The following is a 21,232-nucleotide window of genomic DNA, read 5'->3' on the forward strand; positions in this document are numbered from 1 at the left end:
GTTATTCAGAGGCCTGAAGGCTTGGCTACGGGCACTCTGACGGGCCGCAGGGACAGCAGGACCAAGGCTGCGGTGGTTAATAGTTACACACTGTTACTTTATGCCGGTGCCCTGGAAGGATCTGTGAGACTGATCACACCCTGAACAGCAGACAAGTAGTGCCTCAGCTCAGGGCCTGTCGAATCAGCTGTTTCTGGTGTTCGGCAAAGCCGCGAATCAGCGCCTGGGCCTTGTCGGCGTCTCTGGCCAGGACTGCCTGGGGAAGTTCCGAGAAAAACTGACTGGTTTGGGCCAGCCCCTGGCGATACCGCTCCGCGCTGAGATAGTAGGCGCGGCTGACCGCGGGTTTGAAGTTGGAAAGGGCTTCCGTCAGGTACGGGTTGTCCACCACCTTACAGCAGGCCTCCATCACTCCGAAACTGGCCTCCACCACCGCGGTAATGTCGGCGGCTGGTTGCTTTACCTGGTCCACCACCTGGGCCACCGCGTCCAGCATCATTGGCTTGTCCGATTCCTGCCAGCGCTCACACAGGCGGGCAGCCAGCATCATCAGCAGGTGCATGTACACGTCATACAGCTCTGAAGCGTAATCGGCGTTCAGTTTGGTGGCAGAGGCACCTTTGCGAGGGGTGATTTCCACCAGGTGCCAGCGTTCGAGTGTATACAACGCCTCTTTCACTGACGCCCGGCTGACCTTGAGTTCGTTCGCCAGGGTGGCTTCCTGAATACGTTCACCGGGGCGGATCTGCCCGGTCATGATGCGTTCCGCCAGGTAGTTGGCTATCTGCTCCGCCAGGGTGTTGGGCACCTGAAAATCCATAAGGGCTCTCTGAACAGGTTGAACAATCCGGCTGGCCAAAGAGGGCAGTACGCCGGCAGATGGTTGAACGCGCATGAGTTTATCACAGCCTCTTGATGGATGGATTCAGGCCCGCGCTGGGCGGGTGTTTCGTGACAATTGTCAAAAAATAACCAGAACAATGCTTGACGACTGATATATTGTAGGACAATAATGCAGAAAAAGTAAGGCCATTATTTCCATCCCGATACAAGGTTCGACAACAAAAGGGGGCTACCATGAGCTCACGTCTGATTACCTGGAATACCGAGGCTGGCCGCCGTCGGGTTCTGATTACCCTGAAAAAATACAGCTACCTGATTGCCATGATTCCCCTGGTGCTGCCGCCGTTGCTGCTGGCGGCCGGGGAAAGCACCGGCCTGATCAACCTGTTTGCCTGGGGTGTGCCGGTGGTGGTGTTTGGCATCATTCCGTTGCTGGACATGATGCTCGGCAAAGACGCCCTGAACCCGGATGAGCAGGACGACGTGCCCCGACTGAATCAGGAAAAGTTCTATAAGGTGATTACGCTGGGCTGGGTGGCTGCCTACGCCGCCTTGCTGATCTGGAGCATGATCAGCAAGGCATCCGGCGTGTTCAGCGTTGCCGGCGCCGTAGGTTGGGTGGTGTCCATCGGTATTGTGGGTGGCTTGGGCATCAACGTTGCCCATGAGTTGATTCACAAAGATGGCAAGCTGGAACCCTGGGCGGGCGGCTTCTTGTTGTCGCTGGTGTGCTATGCGGGCTTCAAGGTGGAGCATCTGCGGGGCCATCACGTGCACGTGTCCACGCCGGAGGATGCTTCATCCTCTCGCTACAACCAGTCCCTGTACAACTTCCTGCCCCAGGCCTACGTGCGTAACTTCATGAACGCCTGGAAACTGGAAGCCGAGCGCCTGAAGCGCAAGGGGCAGGCACCGGTGAGCTGGCGCAACGAGCTGATCTGGTGGTACGGCATCAGCCTGCTGGCTCTGGTGGCCTTCACGGTTGCGTTCGGCTGGCTCGGCGCCGCCTTCTTCCTGGGCCAGAGCTTTATTGCCTTTACCCTGCTGGAGATCGTCAACTATCTGGAACACTACGGCCTGCACCGCCGCAAGCTGGACAACGGCCGCTATGAGCGAACCACGCCCGAGCACAGCTGGAACAGCAATTACTTCCTGACCAACGTGTTCCTGTTCCAACTGCAGCGCCACAGTGATCACCATGCTTTCGCCAAGCGCCGTTACCAGGTGCTGCGCCATCACGACATCGCGCCGCAGTTGCCAGCCGGTTACGCCACCATGGTGGTGCTGGCCTGCATCCCGCCGCTCTGGCGCAAGGTGATGAACCCTCGGGTAGAAGCCTATTACCAGGGCGAAGAACACCAGCTTACTTCCTGACGGTCCTCTCATTAGCTCCGGCCGGCTCGGCCGGGGCGATACCGCCTTCAGAGTGTCTCTGGAGAATGCCGGGGTAACACCCGGCCTTAAAGCCCCGTGAATGCGTCTCTGGTTCACGGGGTCTTTTTTTACCCTTGAAATCCGGGAAGGGGGCACACAGGTATATTGGTTGAACCCTCAATCCGATAAGGACACTCGACATGCCCAAGCATTTCGAACAGGCGCCGGGGCTTTACGACGCCCCGATTCCCGAGACCGAAGGTTACGTATTCAACCAGACCATGATGCGCATCAAAGAGCCCGAGCGCTCCATGGACTTCTACACCCGCGTGATGGGCATGCGCCTGGTGCGCAAACTGGACTTCCCGGAGATGAAGTTCACCCTGTATTTCCTGGGCTACCTGGATGATAAACAGGCGAACTTTGTGCCACACGACGACGCCCACCGCACCACCTTCACCTTTGGCCGGGAAGCCATGCTGGAGCTGACCCACAACTGGGGCACAGAAGATGACGCAGACTTTGCCTACCACAACGGCAATGACCAGCCCCAGGGCTTTGGTCACATTGGTGTGGCCGTGCCAGATGTGTACGCGGCCTGCGAACGTTTCGAAAAGCTGGGCGTGGAGTTCGTGAAAAAGCCGGACGACGGCAAGATGAAAGGCCTGGCCTTTATCAAAGACCCGGACGGCTACTGGATTGAAATCCTGCAGCCGGACATGCTGGAGAAACAGCGCAAGTAAGGTTGGCTTGGCAAAGCCCCGGCGTCAGTCTGAGCGACTGTTGCCGGGAGCGTTGCCGTAACGGGAAGCCACAATAACCGCAATGGTCAGTATCAAAGCCCCGGTAATGCCGATGGGCCCCAGCACCTCCCCCAGAATCAACCAGGCCAGAAGTGCCACAAACAACGGTTCCAGCGTGACGATGATGCTGGAAAGCGTGGCCGGAGTGGTCTTCATACCCGCGAAGAAACACAGGTAGCCAATACAGGTCGGCACCACGCCGATGTACAGCACCATCAACCAGTGGGAAAGTCCCAGGCTGGCCAGCCCGGCAAAGCCACCGGTAAAGGCCACCACTGGCAGCAACAGAAGGGCGGCGGTCAGAAAGCAGATAAAGGCGGTGGTGAACACCGGTGTGCCAGCGGAATTGTAGCGGCTGGTGAGGGTAAAGCCGGTGTACACGGCAGCTGCCAGCAACGCCATCAGAATGCCGGCAAGCCGCAGGGTGCCGGCGGTGTCCATATCACTGGCCACCAGCATGCCGGTGCCGAGGATGGCCGCAAACGCCGCCGCCAGTGTCAGCGGGCCGGGTTTTTCGCCCAACATGGGTGCCGCCAGAATCGCCACCAGGACTGGCGGCAGGCACAGGGCGATCAGCGTGGCAATGCCCGCACCGGTCAAGTCCACCGCCACCAGATAACTGCCCTGATAAAACGCCTGGAACAACCCCATTGCGGCCAAAGGCAGTAACGCCTTGACGCCGAGCCCCCTCAGGGAGCTGCCCGGTACTTTCTGGCCGGGGTGCTGCAATGCCAATTGCTGCTGTTCCCGCCGCATCAACAGGTAGAAAAACGGCAACGCAACCGCCAGGCGCAATAGCGCAAGCGTAAGGCCGGCCAGCTCGGTGCCGGTAAACAGGAACTTGGCAACAATGCCGGTGGTGCCCCACAGCAGGGCGGCAAACGCGATGAGTAAAGCGCCATGAATCATGAAAGTGGCCAACGCAATGAATGTAAAGCCAAAAAGGGTAACAGTGGCTGGCACTTGGCGCTATAGGGGAAAGAACGGGCAGCCAGGGCTGCCCGGAAGGCTTTAACGCTTACTCGGCAGACAGCCTGTCGGCATTGCGCTCAACGGTGCGTGCACCAATGCCTTTCACATTGGCCAGGTCTTCCACAGACTGGAAGGGGCCATTTTCAGTGCGGTAAGCCACAATGGCCTCGGCCTTGCTTTCGCCAATGCCGTTCAGGGTGGCCAGCGTGGCAACGTCCGCCTGGTTGATGTTAATGGTAGCCGGCTGTTCAGCGTGGGCGAAGCCTGTGACCAGGGAGAACAGCAGAACGAGGGTAGCCAGAATGCCTGTGTGTTTCATCGGAGAACTCCTTTTTAAAGACGTTGTTATGAGACGTCAGGAGTAACAAACCGTGGGTGTGGGCAATGGGTTGGAGCGATGAGAGAATCGGTAAAACGGTAGGCTGTGTAAGTGCACGGAACGGGACCACAGTCCGTGTAGTCCCCAAATTCCGTGGCTGACCCCTGCCTGATCCATCAGGCGCGCATCATCCTGAGCACTTCGTCCTTGCGTTCGTCCCTGTAAGCCCTGTTCCATCGGGCAACTCCGGTTCCGTGGAGTTTCCATCCCTGAGCCAACGTCCGTGCTGGCTTGTCATCCCTGACAATGCTCATTCTACGCTTGGCCGGTTCATTAAGAATCGGACATCTGCCTGTCGGTGTGTGCGATATTTCCTACAGCGCTGTGAGCCTGCTGGTGAACCTAAGTTCATTGTTTCGCTACACTTTTTGGGCAATTTCTTGCCCGCCACGATGGGCTTCAGCGGCCTCTTTTATCTTCTCCATGGTGATTTCCCGCACCGCTTTCTGGCTGGACCGGATGTGCCGGGTCAGCCGGTCGGCGGCATCGGTAGCGTGGCCGGTGCGAAGTGCTTCCAGAATCTGGGCGTGTTCTATATAGGTGGCATCCACCCGGTCATCCCGGGTGAAATCCAGCCGGCGGATAATCCGCAGGCGGTCGGTAATTTCCCGGTGAATGCGGGTCATCTCCCGATTGCCGGCGGCGGCCACCAGATCACAGTGAAAGCTCTCGTCCAGTGCCCGCACGGTGCTGCCCACGGCCCGTTCGGAGGGGTGGTCCGGGTTCCAGATGGCAATCAGGGTGCGCAGGGTTTGTGGCTCCTCGGGCAGGGCGCAGATTTTGTGCATGGCGGCCCGTTCGAGGGTAATCCGCAAATCGTAGAGTTCTTCCACCTGCTGAAAGTCAAAGGGCTTAACCTGCCAGCCACTGCGAAACAGGACGTCGACGTAGCCTTCCCGCTGCAACCGGTACAGGGCCTCGCGCACCGGTGTCCGGCTCGCGTTCAGGCGGGCACCCACGTCGCCCTCGCTGAACTTGTCCCCGGGAATCAGGCGGAACTCAAAAATATCGTCCTTCAGGGCTTCATAAACCCTGTCTGCCATGGAGGCCTTTCTTTTGGTGGTCGTTTTCATTTTCGGAGTTTGCCCTCTTTTGGGGGTGTCCTCTTGTTTTGGAGTTTGGCGCTGGGCCGGCTGTTGGGGTGGGCCTTTCAAAAGACGCCGTGAACCCATCCATGGGGGCTTGAGCGCAGCATCCATGCTGCGCACACTTTTGAAAGGCCCACCCCAACATCCGTCCCGACTCCCCAGGCCTGTTAGAGGCGTCTGCCGATAAAGTGGAGCAGACAGGTCATGTCACATCCAGCTTCAGTCAATCGTAATCACTTGTTCTAAGCCGCAATCACTGGAGCCAACCAAGCCGCTGTGCGGGACACCCTCCACAGACTGTGCGCAGCAGGGATGCTGCGCTCAAGCCCCCATGGATGGGTTCACGGCGTGTCTGTGGAGGGTGTCCCGCACAGCGGCGCAACCTCCCAGGCAACAGGCCAGCACCAAAAGCGCCGATCTCCCAAGTTAGACCTCTATGCTTAGCAGGGGCTCCCCGGGAGTAACAGACTTACCAGGCTCCACGTGCATGGCACTGATGGTGCCAGACAGCGTCGCATTTACCTCGAACTCCATCTTCATAGCCTCTACGATCACCAACGGATCACCCTCCGCCACCGTATCCCCCGGCTTCACCAGGCACTTCCAGATATTCCCGGCAATCTCCGCGCTCACCAACTCCCCAAACCGCTCCAAGTCTGAGGTATCCGGTTTTGGCGGGGCCTTGGCCAGGCGGTCGAGTTCTTCGGCTTCGCTCTCCTTCCACAAAGCCACCTCTTTAGCATAAGCCGCCTGCTGCAGTTTGCGGAACTCGGTGATGGAGCTTTCGTTGGCGTCCAGGAAGGCCTGGTGGGATTTCAGATCGAAGGTTTCTTCTTCGATCTTGATTTCCAGCTTGCCGGCGCGGAACTGGTCGCGCATCTCGGTCAGTTCGTCTTCGGTGACCGGGTAGTAGCATACCTGATCAAAGAACCGTAACAGCCAGGGGGCGTCTTCGGCGAATTGTTTGTTTTTCAGGTATTTGTTCCAGATCGGCAGGGTTCGGCCCACCAGCTGGTAGCCGCCGGGGGAATCCATGCCGTAGATGCACATGTAGATGCCGCCGATGCCTACGGTGCCTTCGGCGGTGTAGGTTCGGGCCGGGTTGTATTTGGAGGTGAGCAACCGGTGGCGTGGGTCCAGGGGCACGGCGCAGGGGGCGCCGAGGTAGACGTCGCCCAGGCCCAGTACCAGGTAGCGGGCGGAGAAGAGCACGTCTTTGACGTCGTCCCGGCTGGGCAGGCCGTTGATGCGTTGCATGAAGTCGACGTTGTTGGGTAGCCAGGGCGCGGTGTCGCGGACGGACTGGCGGTATTTCTCCACGGCTTCCAGGGTGGCGCTGTCTTCGAAGGCCATGGGCAGGTGGATAACCCGGCTGCGCACTTTCAGTTCGTCGGTGGGCGGCAGGGTGGCTTCCAGGTCCAGCAGGTAGGTCATCAGCGCTTCCTGGGACAGCAGGCGGGCGTCGTACCTCAGCTGCAGGGAGCGCACACCGGGGGACAGTTCCAGCAGGCCGTTGGGTTGTACATCGGCGATGGCTTCCATCAGGGCGTGGATGCGCATGCGCGCGCCCAAATCCAGCACGTTGGCGCCGTATTCCAGCAGGATGTACTGGTCACCGGCCTGTCGGTAGGTGACTTCCGGGCGGCCGTCGGTTTCGTCCAGGTGCGCCAGGATGGTGGCAGACAAACCATTCAATGGCGCCAGATCAGGCGCCACCAGGGTGACCTCCGGCGGGGCCATCAGGCTCTTGATGGCCAGTTCCTGGCGTTCGGCCAGTTGCACCGCCGTGTCGTTATCAATGGCCACAAACCGGATGGTGTCGCCGGGTTTTACCTGGCCGACTTTCCACAACTCGGCTTTGGCGATGGTCACGGGGCACACAAAGCCGCCCAGGCTGGGGCCATCCTTGGTGAGGATAACGGGCATGTCGCCGGTAAAGTTGATGGAGCCGATGGCGTATTCGGTGTCGTGGATGTTGGACGGGTGCAGGCCCGCCTCGCCGCCGTCTTCACGGGTGAATTCCGGTTTCGGGCCGTTCAGGCGAATGCCCAGGCGGTTGGAGTTGTAGTGTACTTCCCAGTCCTGCTCGAAGAACTTCTCAATGGATTTTTCCGAGAAGAAATCCGGGGCGCCGTGGGGGCCATAGAGTACGCCGATTTCCCAGTGGTTGGGGTAATCCGGAATCAGGTCCGGGTCTGCCGGGGCGGGGTCGTGGGTTGGCCCCGGGGTGGTGCAGGCGGGCAGTTCCAGCTGGCTGATGCCGAGCATGTCGCCGGGGCGCAACGGACGGCCGCCGTGGCCGCCAAACTGGCCCAGGGCGAAGGTAGACCGGCTGCCCAGGTACACCGGCACGTCAAAACCGCCGCGTACCGCCAGATAGGTACGGCAACCTTTGATGGCCTTGCCCACGGCCAGCACCTGGCCGGCTTTGACGCTAATGGGTTTCCAGAATTCCACCGCCTTGCCGTCCAGGGTGGCATCAGTCAGCGCACCGGTCAGCGCCACCACGGAGTCCTTGTGGAACTTCAGGCTGGGGCCAATCAGTGTGGATTCCAGGCCGGCGGCGTCGTTGTGGTTGCCGACAATCCGGTTGGCAATGCGGAAGGCGTAGTCGTCCATCGGGCCACTGGGCGGTACACCGATGTTCCAGTAGCCCACACGGCCGGGGTAATCCTGCACGGTGGTGTAGGTGCCGGGTTTCAGCACTTCCGCCACTGACGGCTTGAACTCGAAGCTCTCCAACGCGCGGGTGGAGACAATGCCATCCTCAAAACTTTTCTGGGCCACCACCTGGCGCAGGTAATCCAGATTGGTGGCGATGCCCATCAGCCGGGTTTCCGCAAGCGCCTGGCGCAGTTTGGCCAGCGCGTCGGCCCGGTTGGTGCCGTGCACAATCAGCTTGGCGATCATCGGGTCGTAGTGGGCGGACACTTCACTGCCGTTTTCCACCCAGGTATCCACCCGCACGCCGTGTTCCGGCCAGTACACATCGGTCAGTTCACCGGGGGAGGGCTGAAAATCTTTCAGCGGATCTTCCGCGTAAATGCGCACTTCCATGGACGCGCCGTTCAGTTCCGGCTGGAAGCTGGCCAGGTCCGGGCTTTCGCCGGCGGCGATTTTCAGCATCCACTCGATCAGGTCCAGGCCGGTGACAGACTCGGTCACCGGGTGCTCAACCTGTAAGCGGGTGTTCACTTCCAGGAAATAGAACTCGTCCCGGTCGGCGTCGTAAATGTATTCCACGGTACCGGCAGAGCGGTAATTCACCGACTGCCCGAGGGAGACGGCGGCATTCAGCATGGCCTGGCGCGTGGCGGCCGGCAGATTGGGGGCCGGGGTTTCCTCCACCACCTTCTGGTTGCGCCGCTGCAGGGAGCAGTCCCGTTCGCCCAGGGCCACCACATTGCCCTGGCCATCGCCGAACATCTGCACTTCCACATGGCGGGCCCGGGCAATGAAGCGCTCCAGGAACACACCGCTGTCGTTAAAGAAGCTCTGGCCCTGGCGGCGAACGGTTTCGAAGGCATCCCGCAGTTCGTTCTCGCTATTGCAGCGTGTCAGGCCGATGCCGCCACCGCCGGCGGTGCTTTTCAACATTACCGGGTAGCCCAGGCGCTCGGCGGTTTGCAGGGCTTCGTCCAGGGTTTCCAGCAGGCCGCTGCCCGGGGCCAGGGGCACGCCGGCGGCTTCCGCCAGTTCCCGGGCCCGGTGTTTCAGGCCGAATTCGCGCATCTGTTCCGGGGTGGGGCCGATGAACACAATGCCTTCGGCCTCGCAGGTTTCGGCGAAGTCGGCGTTCTCGGACAAAAAGCCGTAACCGGGAATGATGGCTTCCGCGCCGGTTTGCTTGGCCGCTGCCAGAATCTGGGCCTTGTCCAGGTAGGTTTCGCTGGCACCTTTGCCCACCAGCGCCACGGCTTCATCGGCGGTGGTGACGTGCAGGCTGTGGCGGTCTTCATGGGAGTGAACGGCAACGCTGCCGATGCCCATGGCTTTCAGGGTGCGAATGGTGCGAACGGCGATTTCGCCTCGGTTGGCGATGAGGACTTTTTTGAACATGTTATTTAATCTCCGGAGTAGGTGGGGTCAGACCCGCAGGGTCTGACCCCGATGCGCATCATTGGGGGGCGGCGGCCCCGGATTTGATAAAGGCGCGCCAGCCGCCGAATTCGGTGACGTCTCTGGCGCCGGTGAAGCCGTAGCCTTCGCAGATAAAGCCGTTTACCCAGCGGCCATCGGCCAGCTCGACGTTGCCGATGCCGAGGGGCGCGGGTATCAAGTCGACGAAGGAGCCGAATTCCGAGGCGGCCATTTCCCAGACTTCCAGCACAATTTCGGCGCCGCCGTCTTCCACCCGCTTCAGGCCCGGTTTGGGCGGGGTGGTGTTGGGCAGGGCGTACAGGCGGTAGTTGGGGGTGGTGGTGGTTTGCTCCAGCAGCCGGGCCTTGCGTTCGGTGAGCTGGGTGTTCAGGGGCATGCCAGACAAATGGGCGCCCACCACCGCCACCTGAATGGTCGGAACGGCCGGTTGGTAAGTAACCACTTCCTCCGGGCGGGCTTTGTCTGTGGCGCCCAGGGGTGTTGGGTGGGCATTCAGCCACTGGCTGGCGAGGGATTGCAGTTCCCGGTCTTTCCAGGCGCCGCTTATCAAGGTCACGCCAAAGGGCAGGCCGTCGTCCCGGAAGCCAGCGGGCACCGCCAGGGCGCACATATCCGCCAGGTTCACGAAGTTGGTGTAAGTGCCCAGCTGGCTGTTCAGTGCTACCGGGTCGGCATTCACCGCTTCAATGGTCGGGGCGATGGGCGCGGTGGGCACCAGCAGGCCGTCTACTTCTGCCAGGAGGCTGTCGATCTGCCGCAGCAGCTCTTCCTTGCGGTACTGGGCGTTGAAGGTGTCGGTGGCGGTGAAGTGTTCGGCTTTGCTGATAATGGAGCGCACCGTCTCGTTCATATCGCCGGCGTGGCCTGCCATAAACCCTTTAACGGCCGCGTGGCGCTCGGCTACCCAGGGGCCTTCATAAAGCAGGGCGGCCAACTCCAGCAGCGGGCTGAAATCCAGCGGCACCAGTTCAACACCGGCGGTATCCAACTGGCGCCACTGGCCCAGCGCGGTATTCCAGGCCGCTTCCGCCTGCTGGTCACCAAAGAACTCGGGGTGTTCAGGAATGGCCAGGCGCTGCACCGGGCCGGGGCGGCGAAGCGCAGGGGCATCCAGGGGCAGGGCGCTGGGTGCTTTCCGGGAAAACGCATCGGCTTTATCAAAGCCTGCCATCACCTCAGCCACCAATGCGGCATCGGCAATGGTCAGCCCGAACACCGAAACGCAATCCAGCGACCGGCAGGCCGGCACCACACCGTTAATGCTGAACAGGCCTTTGGTGGGTTTCAGCCCCACCAGGTTATTCAGGCCTGCGGGCACGCGGCCGGAGCCGGCGGTGTCTGTGCCCAGGGCAAAGGGCACCAGGCCCCGGGCCACTACAGAGGCAGAACCAGAGCTGGAGCCGCCGCTGATCACCTTCGGGTTAACGCTGTTGGGTACCGCACCATAGGGCGACCGGGTGCCTACCAGCCCGGTGGCGAACTGGTCCAGATTGGTTTTGCCAATCACCACGGCGCCGGCGGCTTTCAGTTTGTGCACCACGGTGGCGTCTTGCTCGGGGGTGTAGGCAAAGGCCGGGCAACCGGCGGTGGTTTCAAAGCCGGCGGCATCAATGTTGTCTTTCACCGCGAAAGGAATGCCATAAAGCGGTAACTGCTCCAGATCACCGTCAACGGTTTCCAGCTGGTCCGCCAGTTCGGCCATGGCCTGGTGGAAGCCGCCTGCGCCCAGCCGGGAGATCCAGGCGTTGTCGTCACCTTTCAGGTCATCCAGCAGTTTGCTGATCAGGGCTTCCGGCTCGGCGCCTTCTCTATAGGCCTGTTGCCAGTCTGCGATCGTCCATCCAAGGGTGGTTGGCATGGGATGTTGTCCTCATGTGTGGTCAAACTTGTATACATGAGCAATGGCAAGCTGCGTGCCAGACACCGGATAAACGTCACTATTTCAATAAAAACAGTTAGTTAATGGTTTCTGTGTGATGATTGGGAAAAACCGGCGTGCACCAGTAAGGCGCAGAATTGCACCAGAAGGCACCAAAATCAGGCCTTAATCCGGGTAAATTACCGGCCATAGCGGCTTCTGGTTAGCTTGTATACTAGATAACTTGTTGGTTTTTGGTGCTTTTTGTAGGAGTTGGAACGGCAGATGCAATCACCCCGTTGCGTTTGACGACTTATAACCCAACGAAAAGGACGCACAACATGAGCATCAAAAAACACGTGAAAATGGGCCTGTCTGCACTGGCACTGTCTGTCTCCTTCCACGCCATGGCGGCGGAAGACCCCATCAAAGTGGGCATTCTGCATTCCCTCTCCGGCACCATGGCGATCAGTGAAACCGCACTGAAAGACACCATGCTGATGCTGATCGAAAAGCAGAACGCCGAAGGCGGTGTACTGGGCCGCAAGCTGGAGCCGGTAGTGGTAGACCCCGCCTCTAACTGGCCGCTGTTCGCTGAGCGGGCACGGGAACTGCTGGAAAAAGAAAAAGTAGACGTGATTTTCGGAAACTGGACGTCGGTGTCCCGTAAATCCGTGCTGCCGGTGGTGGAAGAACTGAACGGCCTGCTGTTCTACCCGGTGCAGTACGAGGGTGAGGAATCTTCTGAAAACGTCTTCTACACCGGCGCTGCGCCCAACCAGCAGGCCATTCCGGCGGTGGATTACCTGAAGAACGAACTGGGCGTTGAACGCTGGGTTCTGGCGGGTACTGACTACGTTTACCCGCGCACCACCAACCGCATCCTGGAGACCTACCTGAAAGACCAGGGTGTGGCCGATGCGGACATCATGATCAACTACACCCCGTTTGGGCATTCCGACTGGCAGTCCATCGTTTCCGACATCAAGAGCTTCGGCAGCGCCGGCAAGAAAACCGCCGTGGTCTCCACCATCAACGGTGATGCCAACGTGCCTTTCTACCGGGAACTGGGTAACCAGGGTGTTTCCGCCTCTGACATTCCGGTGGTGGCCTTCTCCGTGGGTGAGCAGGAGCTTTCCGGCATCGACACCGCGCCGCTGGTGGGTCACCTGGCCGCCTGGAACTACTTCATGAGCGTGGATAACGACGCCAACTACGACTTCATCGATGCCTGGGTAGAGTTCAAGGGCGACGAAAAAGCCGTCACCAACGACCCCATGGAAGCCCACTACATTGGCTTCAACATGTACGTTGAGGCAGTGAAGAAAGCCGGCACCACCGATGTCGACGCCATCAAAGACGCGATCATCGGCGTAGCCGTGCCCAACCTCACCGGCGGCATTGCCACCATGATGCCCAACCACCACATCACCAAGCCGGTGCTGATTGGCGAGATCCAGGACAACGGCCAGTTCTCCGTGGTCTGGGAAACGGCGTCTACCGTGGCTGGCGATGCCTGGTCTGACTTCCTGCCGGGTTCCAAAGACCTGATCAGTGACTGGCGCGCCCCGCTGCGTTGCGGCAACTTCAACGTGGTCACCGGCAAGTGTGGTGGCTCTGCGGAAGTGGCTTCCAACTAAGCGAACCAACCGGGCAGGTGAGCCTGCCTGCCCGGCTTTTCCACCCTCATTTCAACGCCAACAGGAATGAACCATGAGCATCTTCCGACTGCTCGCCGGGCTCGCTTTGGCCTGGTGCCTGGCCCTGGGGCCGGCGGTGGCCACTGCCCAGGTGCAGGACGACACCGCCCAAACGCTGTTGCAACGGCTCGCAGAAGCCAACAACGCCGAGAAAAGCAAGGTACTGAAACAGATTGCAGAAAGCGGCGACGAACGGGCCCGCAGCTGGCTGGAAGCCTTCGCCGGCGGCAAGCTCGCCACCGTAAAATCCTCCGGCTACGTGGTGCTGGTCACCAACAACACCGGGCGCAACTGGCAAGTGGCCAGCGCCGTGACCGGTGACAGCATGGGTGAGATGTCTCGCCGGGATCTGGACAGCATTCGGGTGAACAACGCCCTGCGCAGCCAGGTGGAAGGCATTCTCTCGGTGGTAGACCTGACGGTAGCCGACCACCGCACCCGCCGCGCCGCCGCCCGCCATTTGCTGGGCCGGGTGGATGCGGTAACCGCGCCGTTGATTGAAGAACGACTTGAGGTGGAAGAAAACGACCGGGTGCGCGATTTGTTGGCTAACGCCCTGGCCATCCACCAACTGGAACAAGGCGAAATCAACGCCATCGAACAACTCTCTGGCAGCCTGAACTCCCGCGTGCGGGCTGCTTTGAACAACGCGGCCAGCAGTGACGACCCGGCCATCGCCGCGGCCGCCGAAAAAGCCCTGGCGAGCATCGAGCAGAAACTGAAACTGAACAAAGCCGCTGAGACCCTGTACTTCGGCCTCTCCCTTGGTTCCGTACTGGTACTGGCCGCCATTGGCCTGGCCATCACCTTCGGCGTAATGGGCGTAATCAACATGGCCCACGGTGAATTGATCATGCTGGGTGCCTACACCACCTGGGGCATGCAGCAACTGTTTCCCGGCCAACCGGGCCTGGCGCTGATTCTGTCCATCCCCGCCGGGTTCATGGTGGCCGCGCTGGCGGGCATCATCATCGAGCGCAGCGTGATCCAGCACCTCAAAGGCCGCCCGCTGGAAACCCTGCTGGCCACCTTTGGCATCAGCCTGATTCTGCAGCAACTGGTGCGCACAGTGATTTCCCCGCTCAACCGCACCGTGGTTACCCCCGAGTGGATGAGCGGCTCCATCATGATCAACGAGGCATTGTCCCTCACCCTCAACCGCCTGTACGTGATCGGCTTTGCCCTGGTGGTGTTCGCCGGGCTGATGCTGATCATGCGTAGAACCCGCCTTGGCCTGGAAGTGCGCGCCGTTACCCAAAACCGCGCCATGGCCCGCTCCATGGGCATCAAGGCCACCAAAGTGGACATCATGACCTTCGCCCTGGGCTCCGGCGTGGCCGGGTTGGCGGGTGTGGCGTTGTCCCAGATCACCAACGTGGGGCCAAACCTGGGCCAGAACTACATCATCGATTCCTTCATGGTGGTGGTGTTCGGCGGCGTGGGTAACCTCTGGGGCACCCTGGTAGCCGGGCTGACCCTGGGCACCATCAACCAGATTCTGGAACCCTGGGCTGGCGCGGTACTGGCCAAGATCATGGTGCTGGTACTGATCATCCTGTTCATTCAAAAACGGCCGCGGGGACTCTTCCCGCAAAAGGGCCGCGCAGCAGAGGGGTAAGTTATGGCTTCATCACAAACCTGGCTGCTCCGGCCCCTGCAGGAGCGTTCCACCCAACTCTTTCTGGGCGTGCTGTTCGGCGCTTTGATAGTAGTCACTTTTCTGCACCTGTTCATGCCACAGGACAGCGCCCTGCACGTAAGTGCCTACACGGTCACCCTGCTGGGTAAATACCTGTGTTACGCCTTGCTGGCGGTGGCGGTAGACCTGGTGTGGGGTTACCTGGGCATTCTCAGCCTGGGCCACGGCGCCTTCTTTGCCCTGGGCGGCTACGCCATGGGCATGTACCTGATGCGCCAGATCGGCGACCGGGGCGTGTACGGCGACCCGGTACTGCCAGACTTCATGGTGTTCCTGAACTGGGACACACTGCCCTGGTACTGGCAGGGCTTCGACATGGCCTGGTTTGCCTTCATCATGGTGCTGCTGGCCCCGGGCCTGCTGGCGCTGGTGTTCGGCTTTCTGGCGTTCCGCTCCCGGGTAACCGGGGTGTACCTGTCCATCATCACCCAGGCGCTCACCTTTGCGCTGATGCTGGCCTTCTTCCGCAACGAAATGGGCTTTGGCGGCAACAACGGCCTGACCGACTTCCGCGACATCCTCGGCTTTAACCTGCGCAGCGACGCCACCCGCCTGGGGCTGTTCATCGCCACCGGCATCGCCCTGGCCATTGGCTATGTGATCTGCCGGGGCATTGTCACCAGCAAACTGGGCCGGGTAAGCGTGGCCTGCCGGGACGCTGAAGCCCGCACCCGCTTCCTGGGTTACCGGGTAGAGCGGGTGCAGCTGTTCGTATTTGTGGTGTCCGCCATGCTGGCGGGCGTGGCCGGGGCCCTGTACGTGCCGCAAGTGGGCATTATCAACCCCAGCGAATTCTCGCCGCTGTTCTCCATCGAGATCGTGGTGTGGGTGGCCCTCGGTGGCCGCGCAACGCTGTACGGTGCCGTGATTGGCGCCATCCTGGTGAACTACGCCAAAACCGTGTTCACCGGCGTAATGCCGGATGCCTGGTTGTTCGCCCTGGGTGCGCTGTTTGTGCTGGTGACCGTGTTCCTGCCCAAGGGCATTGCCGGCCTGCTGCAAAAGCGCAGAAAAGCCAAAGACGACGACACCGCCACCGGGCAGGAGGCCACCGCATGAGCATGTTCGAACAACTGGCCAACCGCGACCGGGTATTTGAATTCCTGGCCCCCGCCGCCTCCCCGGTGGATGTGCGCCACGGCCCCATCCTGTACCTGGAAGACGTGAACGTGAGCTTTGACGGCTTCAAGGCCATTAACAACCTCAACCTCACCATCGACGACGGCGAGCTGCGCTGCATCATCGGCCCCAACGGCGCGGGCAAAACCACCATGATGGACATCATCACCGGTAAAACCCGGCCCGATACCGGCTCCGTGTGGTTCGGCAGCCGCCACAACCTGCTGACCCTGAGCGAGCCGGACATCGCCAGCCTGGGTATCGGCCGCAAATTCCAGAAACCCACGGTGTTTGAAGCCCTCACCGTGTTCGAAAACCTGGAACTGGCCATGGCCGCTGACAAACGCATACTGCCCACCCTGACCGCCATCATGAAAGCCGAATACCGGGACCAGATCGACGAAGTGCTGGAGATGATCAACCTGAAAACCCTGCGGGACAAACCCGCCGGCATCCTCTCCCACGGCCAGAAACAATGGCTGGAAATCGGCATGCTGCTGATGCAGAAACCCCGGCTGCTGCTGGTGGACGAACCGGTAGCGGGCATGACCGAACAGGAAATGGAACGCACCGCCGAACTGCTCACCAGCCTGGCCGGCAAACAGTCTGTAGTGGTGGTAGAGCACGACATGGGCTTCGTGCGTTCCATCGCCCGCCAGGTGACCGTACTGCACCAGGGCAGCGTGCTGGCCGAAGGCACCATGGACCAGGTCTCCAACGACCCGGAAGTGATCAAGGTTTACCTGGGGGAGGAGGCGTAATGCTCAAGATCCAGAAGCTCAACCAATACTACGGCGAAAGCCACACCCTCTGGGACCTGGACCTGGACATCCCCCAGGGCCAGTGCACCTGCGTAATGGGCCGCAACGGCGTGGGCAAAACCACCCTGATGAAATGCATCATGGGCGAGGAAACCACCAAAAGTGGCAGCATTGAATTCGCCCAGGATGTGGAACTCACCAAAAAGAAAATCGAAGACCGCTCACGCCTCGGCATTGGTTACGTGCCCCAGGGCAGGCAGATATTCCCGCTGCTGACCGTGGAAGAAAACCTCCGCACCGGCCTGGCCGTGCGCAAGGACGGCAGCAAGAAGATACCGGAGCGGGTGTATGAGCTGTTTCCGGTGTTGAAGGAAATGAAACATCGCAGGGGTGGTGACCTGTCTGGTGGGCAGCAACAGCAACTGGCCATAGGGCGGGCGTTGGTGATTGAGCCCAGGCTGCTGATTCTGGATGAGCCGGGGGAGGGGATTCAGCCGAATATTGTGGCGCAGATTGGGGAGGTTATTCGCCGACTCATCGAAGAGGATGGGCTGACGGTGTTGCTGGTGGAGCAGAAGTTGCCGTTTGCGCGGAAGTATGCGGATCGGTTTGCGATTCTGGATCGGGGGCGGCGGGTTGCTGAGGATGAGATTGCTGGGTTGACGGATGAACTCATCAAACAGCACCTGACTGTTTGACTAGGCGGCATGCTCGCCCTATAAAACAATGTGCGAGATCGGCACCGACTGCGGGCATGAGCATACAGCGAAACCTACTGACCAAAGTCAGGGGCGCACGCAATTTGTAGTGAGAACGAATGCTTTGTCTGAATTTCAGATTGACTGGATATATAATTTGATCAGCGTCTACTAAATTCTCAGACTTATTTTGGATGGGGGGCGCTGAACTCTGTCTCATCAGACCTGAGCTGCAATGTAGGTCAGGTTTAGATCACGACGAACCAAAAGATCACCTGCACTCTGAAAGTATCGATTTTATTTGAAGAAAGGGTTGCTAATCTCGTCCAAAATCCATCCCCGGATTTCTTGATCCGGCGCCATCCATAAAAAATCTTCGCTCATGCTCGAGCTAAAATCTTAACAATATGGTTGAAATTCCGCTCATTTTTAACTAAAAGTGGGCGTTCCTCACTTCTGGCAGATTGAGTTGATAGAGGAGAGTTTTAAGAAATTCGTGAGAATGGATGCCCGAGGGAAAATTTTTATGGCCGAGACAGTTCACAATCCCGATCAATACATGTATGACTTCAAGCATATCATTAGTAGCGGTCGAAAGAGAATTGGCTTGCTAATTGGTGCCGGCGCACCTGTTAGCATTGATGTAGGAGAGGGTTCATGGAGGCCTCTAATTCCGGATGTCGCCGGCCTGACTAAGGTCGTAAAAAGCAGTTTAGAAGGAACAGATTTTGAAGTATTTGAAAAAATAGAAAATTCAATACCTGGAAGCAATATAGAACTGGTGCTTTCTCGTGTCCGGTCTTTGGCTGAGGTGATCGGAAATTATGAGGTTGGAGGTCTCGATTCATCAGGTTACACCGCGCTATCAGAGAAGATATGTAATAAAATAAAGGATGTAGTCGGAGTTAATTTGCCAGAAGATGAGAATCCATACTCACTAATGGTCTCTTGGATTAATGGTATAAACAGAAGTCATGCAGTAGAAATTTTCACGACAAATTATGACCTTCTGCTAGAAGAGGCTATGGAGAGAGCTCGTACACCGTATTTTGATGGGTTTTCCGGATCAAGAGTGGCCTTTTTTGATCCTTCAAGCATATCCAGCAATGACCTACCTCCCAGGTGGGTTCGCTTATGGAAAATTCATGGCTCAATAAACTGGTCAAAGAACTTGGTTGGTGAGGTTGTACGAGGGGTCGGAAGTGACGAAGGAACGATGGTTTACCCATCTCATGTAAAATATGATCAAACACAGTCAGCTCCATTTTCATCTCTTTTTGAAAGACTAAAAAGCTTTCTATTAGAGCCCGATAGTCTTCTCCTAACCTCGGGATTTTCATTCGCGGATGCTCACATTACTGCAAAATTAGATGAGTGTTTGGCTGAGAATGCATCCGCCTCTATCCTAGCCTTTCAATTTAAAACTATTGATCAAGAAGAGCCGGCAACAAAGATCGCAATGCGTCGACCAAACATTAGCGTTTACTGTTCGGATGGAGCGATAATAAATGGAGTGAAAGCTCCTTGGAAACTTGGAGACTTGCCAGCTAGAAACTGGGAAGTAATACGTGATGAGTATTGGGAAAATAGTAAATTTATTTTGGGCGACTTTAAGGCGTTCACCAAGTTTTTAGCTCAATCGAGTGGTGGAAAGACAGCATCACCATTTCTTGATGGTGTCGATTCCTTAGACAAGGTTGGCGAAGATGAGTAATCGCGTTAACCCTACCTACTTGGGGGAAGTCGTTTCTGTGTCTGGAGCTTCGGTTACTGTCCGATTAACTCCACAAGTTAAATCAGGCTTATTGATGATCGAGGGTAGGGCACATCGAATTGGCCAGGTTGGAAGTTTTATTAGAATACCTCAAGGTTATAACGATCTTTACGGCGTTATATCGGAAACTGGCGAGTCTGAAGGTTCGAATAATAGTGGCAATGATAATTGGGATCGACGTGTTGTAAAAGTAGAGTTGGTCGGTGAAGGGATAGGGGATGAGTTTGAAAGAGGGATAAGTCAATTTCCAAGTATTAGGGATGAGGCTCACCTCGTAACAGAAACCGATTTGAGAAGAATATATGGAAATAATGAAGACGGGCAGGTATTAGTTGGGAAGCTTTCTAGTGCAGATAGTATAAGCGTTGGAGTGAATCTTGACAGTTTAGTTAACCGTCATTCAGCAATATTGGGATCGACCGGCTCCGGTAAGTCGACAAGTGTATCGAGCTTGCTTCGGTCTATAGTGTCGAATGATCAAGATGTAATAATAAAGCCCTCAGCTCGTATTGTCCTTTTCGATATTCATGGTGAATATTCGTCTGCACTACGTGACGTTTCATCTGTTTTCTCTATTAACCCTTCTGGCGACGAGAAAGATCTGGTAATCCCTTATTGGTGTATTTCTCCAGATAAGCTGGTAGATTTTTTATGTGGCGGTCACGAGGGGGTGAAAAATAAGTTCTTAGACTTAGTAGTAGTTGAGAAGCAAGAATTTATTGTTTCTAATAATATTAAAATGGATCCCCACAAGGTTACGCCGTACACGCCAGTTCCATATAGAATCAAGAAAATTTGGTACGATCTTTACCATGAAGACAACGTTAATTGGAACGAAAAGCAGAAGCTTACCCCGGCATATTTGAGCGAGGGTGATTTCGAAACACTCGAGGCCCCGACATTCAGGCCACCTAACACCTCCAATGAATCTTTGTCTGTAAAGGGAGGGCCTCAAGTTTGGAAGAAACAGCTTGAGCTTATGCGTTCACGCCTATTAGATGCTCAGTTCTCCTTCTGTCTTTCCCCGGGACCTTGGACTCCTGATAGAGAAAACCAAGTTGAGAGAGGTTTGGCGGATTTAATCTCTGATTGGATAGGCGATAAATCTCCGATTACGATTTTGGATTTGTCGGGGATGCCCGAAGCCCGACTTGATTTGCTCCTAGGGTCGATGTTGGATATCTTATTTGAGGCAGCTGTCTGGGGGAGAAGGTTCTCAGGTGGCATGAAAGATTTACCTCTTTTACTGGTAATGGAAGAAGCGCACCGGTACTTGGGCAATGAAAGCAATGGTGTTTCAAAGGACATGGTTAGGAGGATCGCCAAAGAAGGTAGAAAATTTGGAGTTGGCGCAATGCTGGTCAGCCAGAGACCTTCAGAAATCGATGAAACAATCCTCTCTCAGTGCGGTACCTTGATGGCTCTGAGAATCAATAATGCGGCTGATCGAAATCGAGTTAAGTCGGCTATGTCAGACGGTTTGTCTGGGATAGTAGACAGCCTCCCAGTTTTGAGGACAGGTGAAGCGATCTTAACCGGTGAGGCTGTTACTCTTCCTATGCGTTGCAGGTTTAAAGTTCCGAAGGATGGCAGATATCCAGATAGTAAGGATCCCGAGGTCTCGAAAAGCTGGGCGAGAGATTATAAAGAAGTGGATTTTTCAGTGCTTGTAGATTCTTGGGTTACACAAATATTAAATAATAAGTAACTGAGTGAGTATAGTATGGATCGATCATCTGTAAATTCTAGTAATGTCTTATCTGTCGGTTATGATTCGGAAAATATGATTCTCGAAGTAGAGTTTCTTAAAGGAGCGATATATCAATATTATAATGTCCCTGAGTACATATATTCGGATCTACTATCTTCGGAGTCAATTGGAGGTTTTTTACATTCCCATGTCAAGGGAGTTTTTTCGTATTCCCAAGTTTGAAGGTTGTAATTAGTGAAGTTGTGGAAAAACCGGGACGGATTGATCTAGCCCCGGTCTTCCCTAACATTGTCGGCTTTTGAAACCAGGTTGCTCGGGGAAAACCGGGACAGATTTATTTTCGCGATATTGC

The 21,232-nt window shown here is 57.3% G+C and carries 16 protein-coding genes; 10 read left to right on the forward strand and 6 right to left on the reverse strand.

All coding sequences use genetic code 11. The features are described from left to right. Positions 1-163 precede the first annotated feature (163 nt). Positions 164-820: a GntR family transcriptional regulator gene (locus C7H10_RS10370; RefSeq protein ID WP_072676502.1), complete on the reverse strand. Its 657-nt coding sequence runs from the start codon at positions 818-820 to the stop codon at positions 164-166. 257 nt (positions 821-1,077) lie between these two features. Between C7H10_RS10370 and C7H10_RS10375 the strand changes: the two genes are divergently transcribed. Both C7H10_RS10375 and gloA read left to right on the forward strand, forming a co-directional pair. Continuing rightward, positions 1,078-2,217, forward strand: coding sequence for an alkane 1-monooxygenase (locus tag C7H10_RS10375; RefSeq protein WP_106694805.1), 1,140 nt, complete (start codon positions 1,078-1,080; stop codon positions 2,215-2,217). Between the two features lie 200 nt (positions 2,218-2,417). Beyond that, entirely contained in the window at positions 2,418-2,960 is a 543-nt protein-coding gene (gene gloA / locus C7H10_RS10380) for a lactoylglutathione lyase (RefSeq protein ID WP_106694806.1), read from the forward strand. A gap of 24 nt (positions 2,961-2,984) precedes the next feature. On the opposite strand, the gene C7H10_RS10385 is transcribed toward gloA, so the two are convergent. The 5 genes from C7H10_RS10385 to atzF all read right to left on the reverse strand — a co-directional run bounded on the left by C7H10_RS10385 (position 2,985) and on the right by atzF (position 11,418). Further along, positions 2,985-3,929, reverse strand: a complete 945-nt coding sequence (locus tag C7H10_RS10385; protein WP_106695163.1) for a DMT family transporter — start codon at positions 3,927-3,929, stop codon at positions 2,985-2,987. A 109-nt stretch (positions 3,930-4,038) separates the two neighbouring features. Then, positions 4,039-4,311, reverse strand: a complete 273-nt coding sequence (locus C7H10_RS10390; RefSeq protein WP_106694807.1) for a ComEA family DNA-binding protein — start codon at positions 4,309-4,311, stop codon at positions 4,039-4,041. 419 nt (positions 4,312-4,730) lie between these two features. After that, positions 4,731-5,414 (reverse strand): GntR family transcriptional regulator, encoded by a 684-nt coding sequence (locus tag C7H10_RS10395; protein ID WP_244178254.1) that lies wholly within the window; start codon positions 5,412-5,414, stop codon positions 4,731-4,733. Positions 5,415-5,885: 471 nt separating this feature from the next. Then, positions 5,886-9,518 (reverse strand): urea carboxylase, encoded by a 3,633-nt coding sequence (uca, locus tag C7H10_RS10400; RefSeq protein WP_106694809.1) that lies wholly within the window; start codon positions 9,516-9,518, stop codon positions 5,886-5,888. A gap of 58 nt (positions 9,519-9,576) precedes the next feature. After that, complete coding sequence (atzF, locus tag C7H10_RS10405) at positions 9,577-11,418, reverse strand: allophanate hydrolase (protein WP_106694810.1); 1,842 nt, start codon at positions 11,416-11,418, stop codon at positions 9,577-9,579. Between the two features lie 341 nt (positions 11,419-11,759). Between atzF and urtA the strand changes: the two genes are divergently transcribed. The 8 genes from urtA to C7H10_RS10445 all read left to right on the forward strand — a co-directional run bounded on the left by urtA (position 11,760) and on the right by C7H10_RS10445 (position 21,102). After that, positions 11,760-13,058, forward strand: a complete 1,299-nt coding sequence (urtA, locus tag C7H10_RS10410) for an urea ABC transporter substrate-binding protein (protein ID WP_106694811.1) — start codon at positions 11,760-11,762, stop codon at positions 13,056-13,058. A gap of 73 nt (positions 13,059-13,131) precedes the next feature. Then, a complete protein-coding gene (urtB, locus tag C7H10_RS10415; RefSeq protein ID WP_106694812.1) occupies positions 13,132-14,736 on the forward strand; it encodes an urea ABC transporter permease subunit UrtB in 1,605 nt (534 codons plus the stop codon). Positions 14,737-14,739: 3 nt separating this feature from the next. Further along, positions 14,740-15,876 carry an urea ABC transporter permease subunit UrtC gene (gene urtC / locus C7H10_RS10420; RefSeq protein WP_106694813.1) on the forward strand — a complete coding sequence of 379 codons (1,137 nt, stop codon included), beginning with the start codon at positions 14,740-14,742 and terminating at the stop codon, positions 15,874-15,876. Then, the gene (gene urtD, locus C7H10_RS10425; protein WP_106694814.1) at positions 15,873-16,697 is read left to right on the forward strand and encodes an urea ABC transporter ATP-binding protein UrtD; all 825 of its coding nucleotides are present in this window, start codon (positions 15,873-15,875) and stop codon (positions 16,695-16,697) included. The genes urtC and urtD overlap by 4 nt, the downstream gene beginning before the upstream one ends. Then, complete coding sequence (gene urtE, locus C7H10_RS10430; RefSeq protein WP_106694815.1) at positions 16,697-17,395, forward strand: urea ABC transporter ATP-binding subunit UrtE; 699 nt, start codon at positions 16,697-16,699, stop codon at positions 17,393-17,395. The genes urtD and urtE overlap by 1 nt, the downstream gene beginning before the upstream one ends. Before the next feature lie 526 nt (positions 17,396-17,921). After that, positions 17,922-19,109 (forward strand): SIR2 family NAD-dependent protein deacylase, encoded by a 1,188-nt coding sequence (locus C7H10_RS10435; protein WP_106695164.1) that lies wholly within the window; start codon positions 17,922-17,924, stop codon positions 19,107-19,109. After that, positions 19,102-20,877, forward strand: coding sequence for an ATP-binding protein (locus C7H10_RS10440; protein ID WP_106694816.1), 1,776 nt, complete (start codon positions 19,102-19,104; stop codon positions 20,875-20,877). Before C7H10_RS10435 ends, C7H10_RS10440 begins: the two co-directional genes overlap by 8 nt. Before the next feature lie 15 nt (positions 20,878-20,892). After that, on the forward strand, positions 20,893-21,102 hold the full coding sequence (locus C7H10_RS10445; protein ID WP_106694817.1) for a KTSC domain-containing protein: 210 nt from the start codon (positions 20,893-20,895) through the stop codon (positions 21,100-21,102). Positions 21,103-21,232: the final 130 nt, after the last annotated feature.

Source organism: Marinobacter shengliensis, assembly GCF_003007715.1.
GTDB lineage: Bacteria > Pseudomonadota > Gammaproteobacteria > Pseudomonadales > Oleiphilaceae > Marinobacter > Marinobacter shengliensis.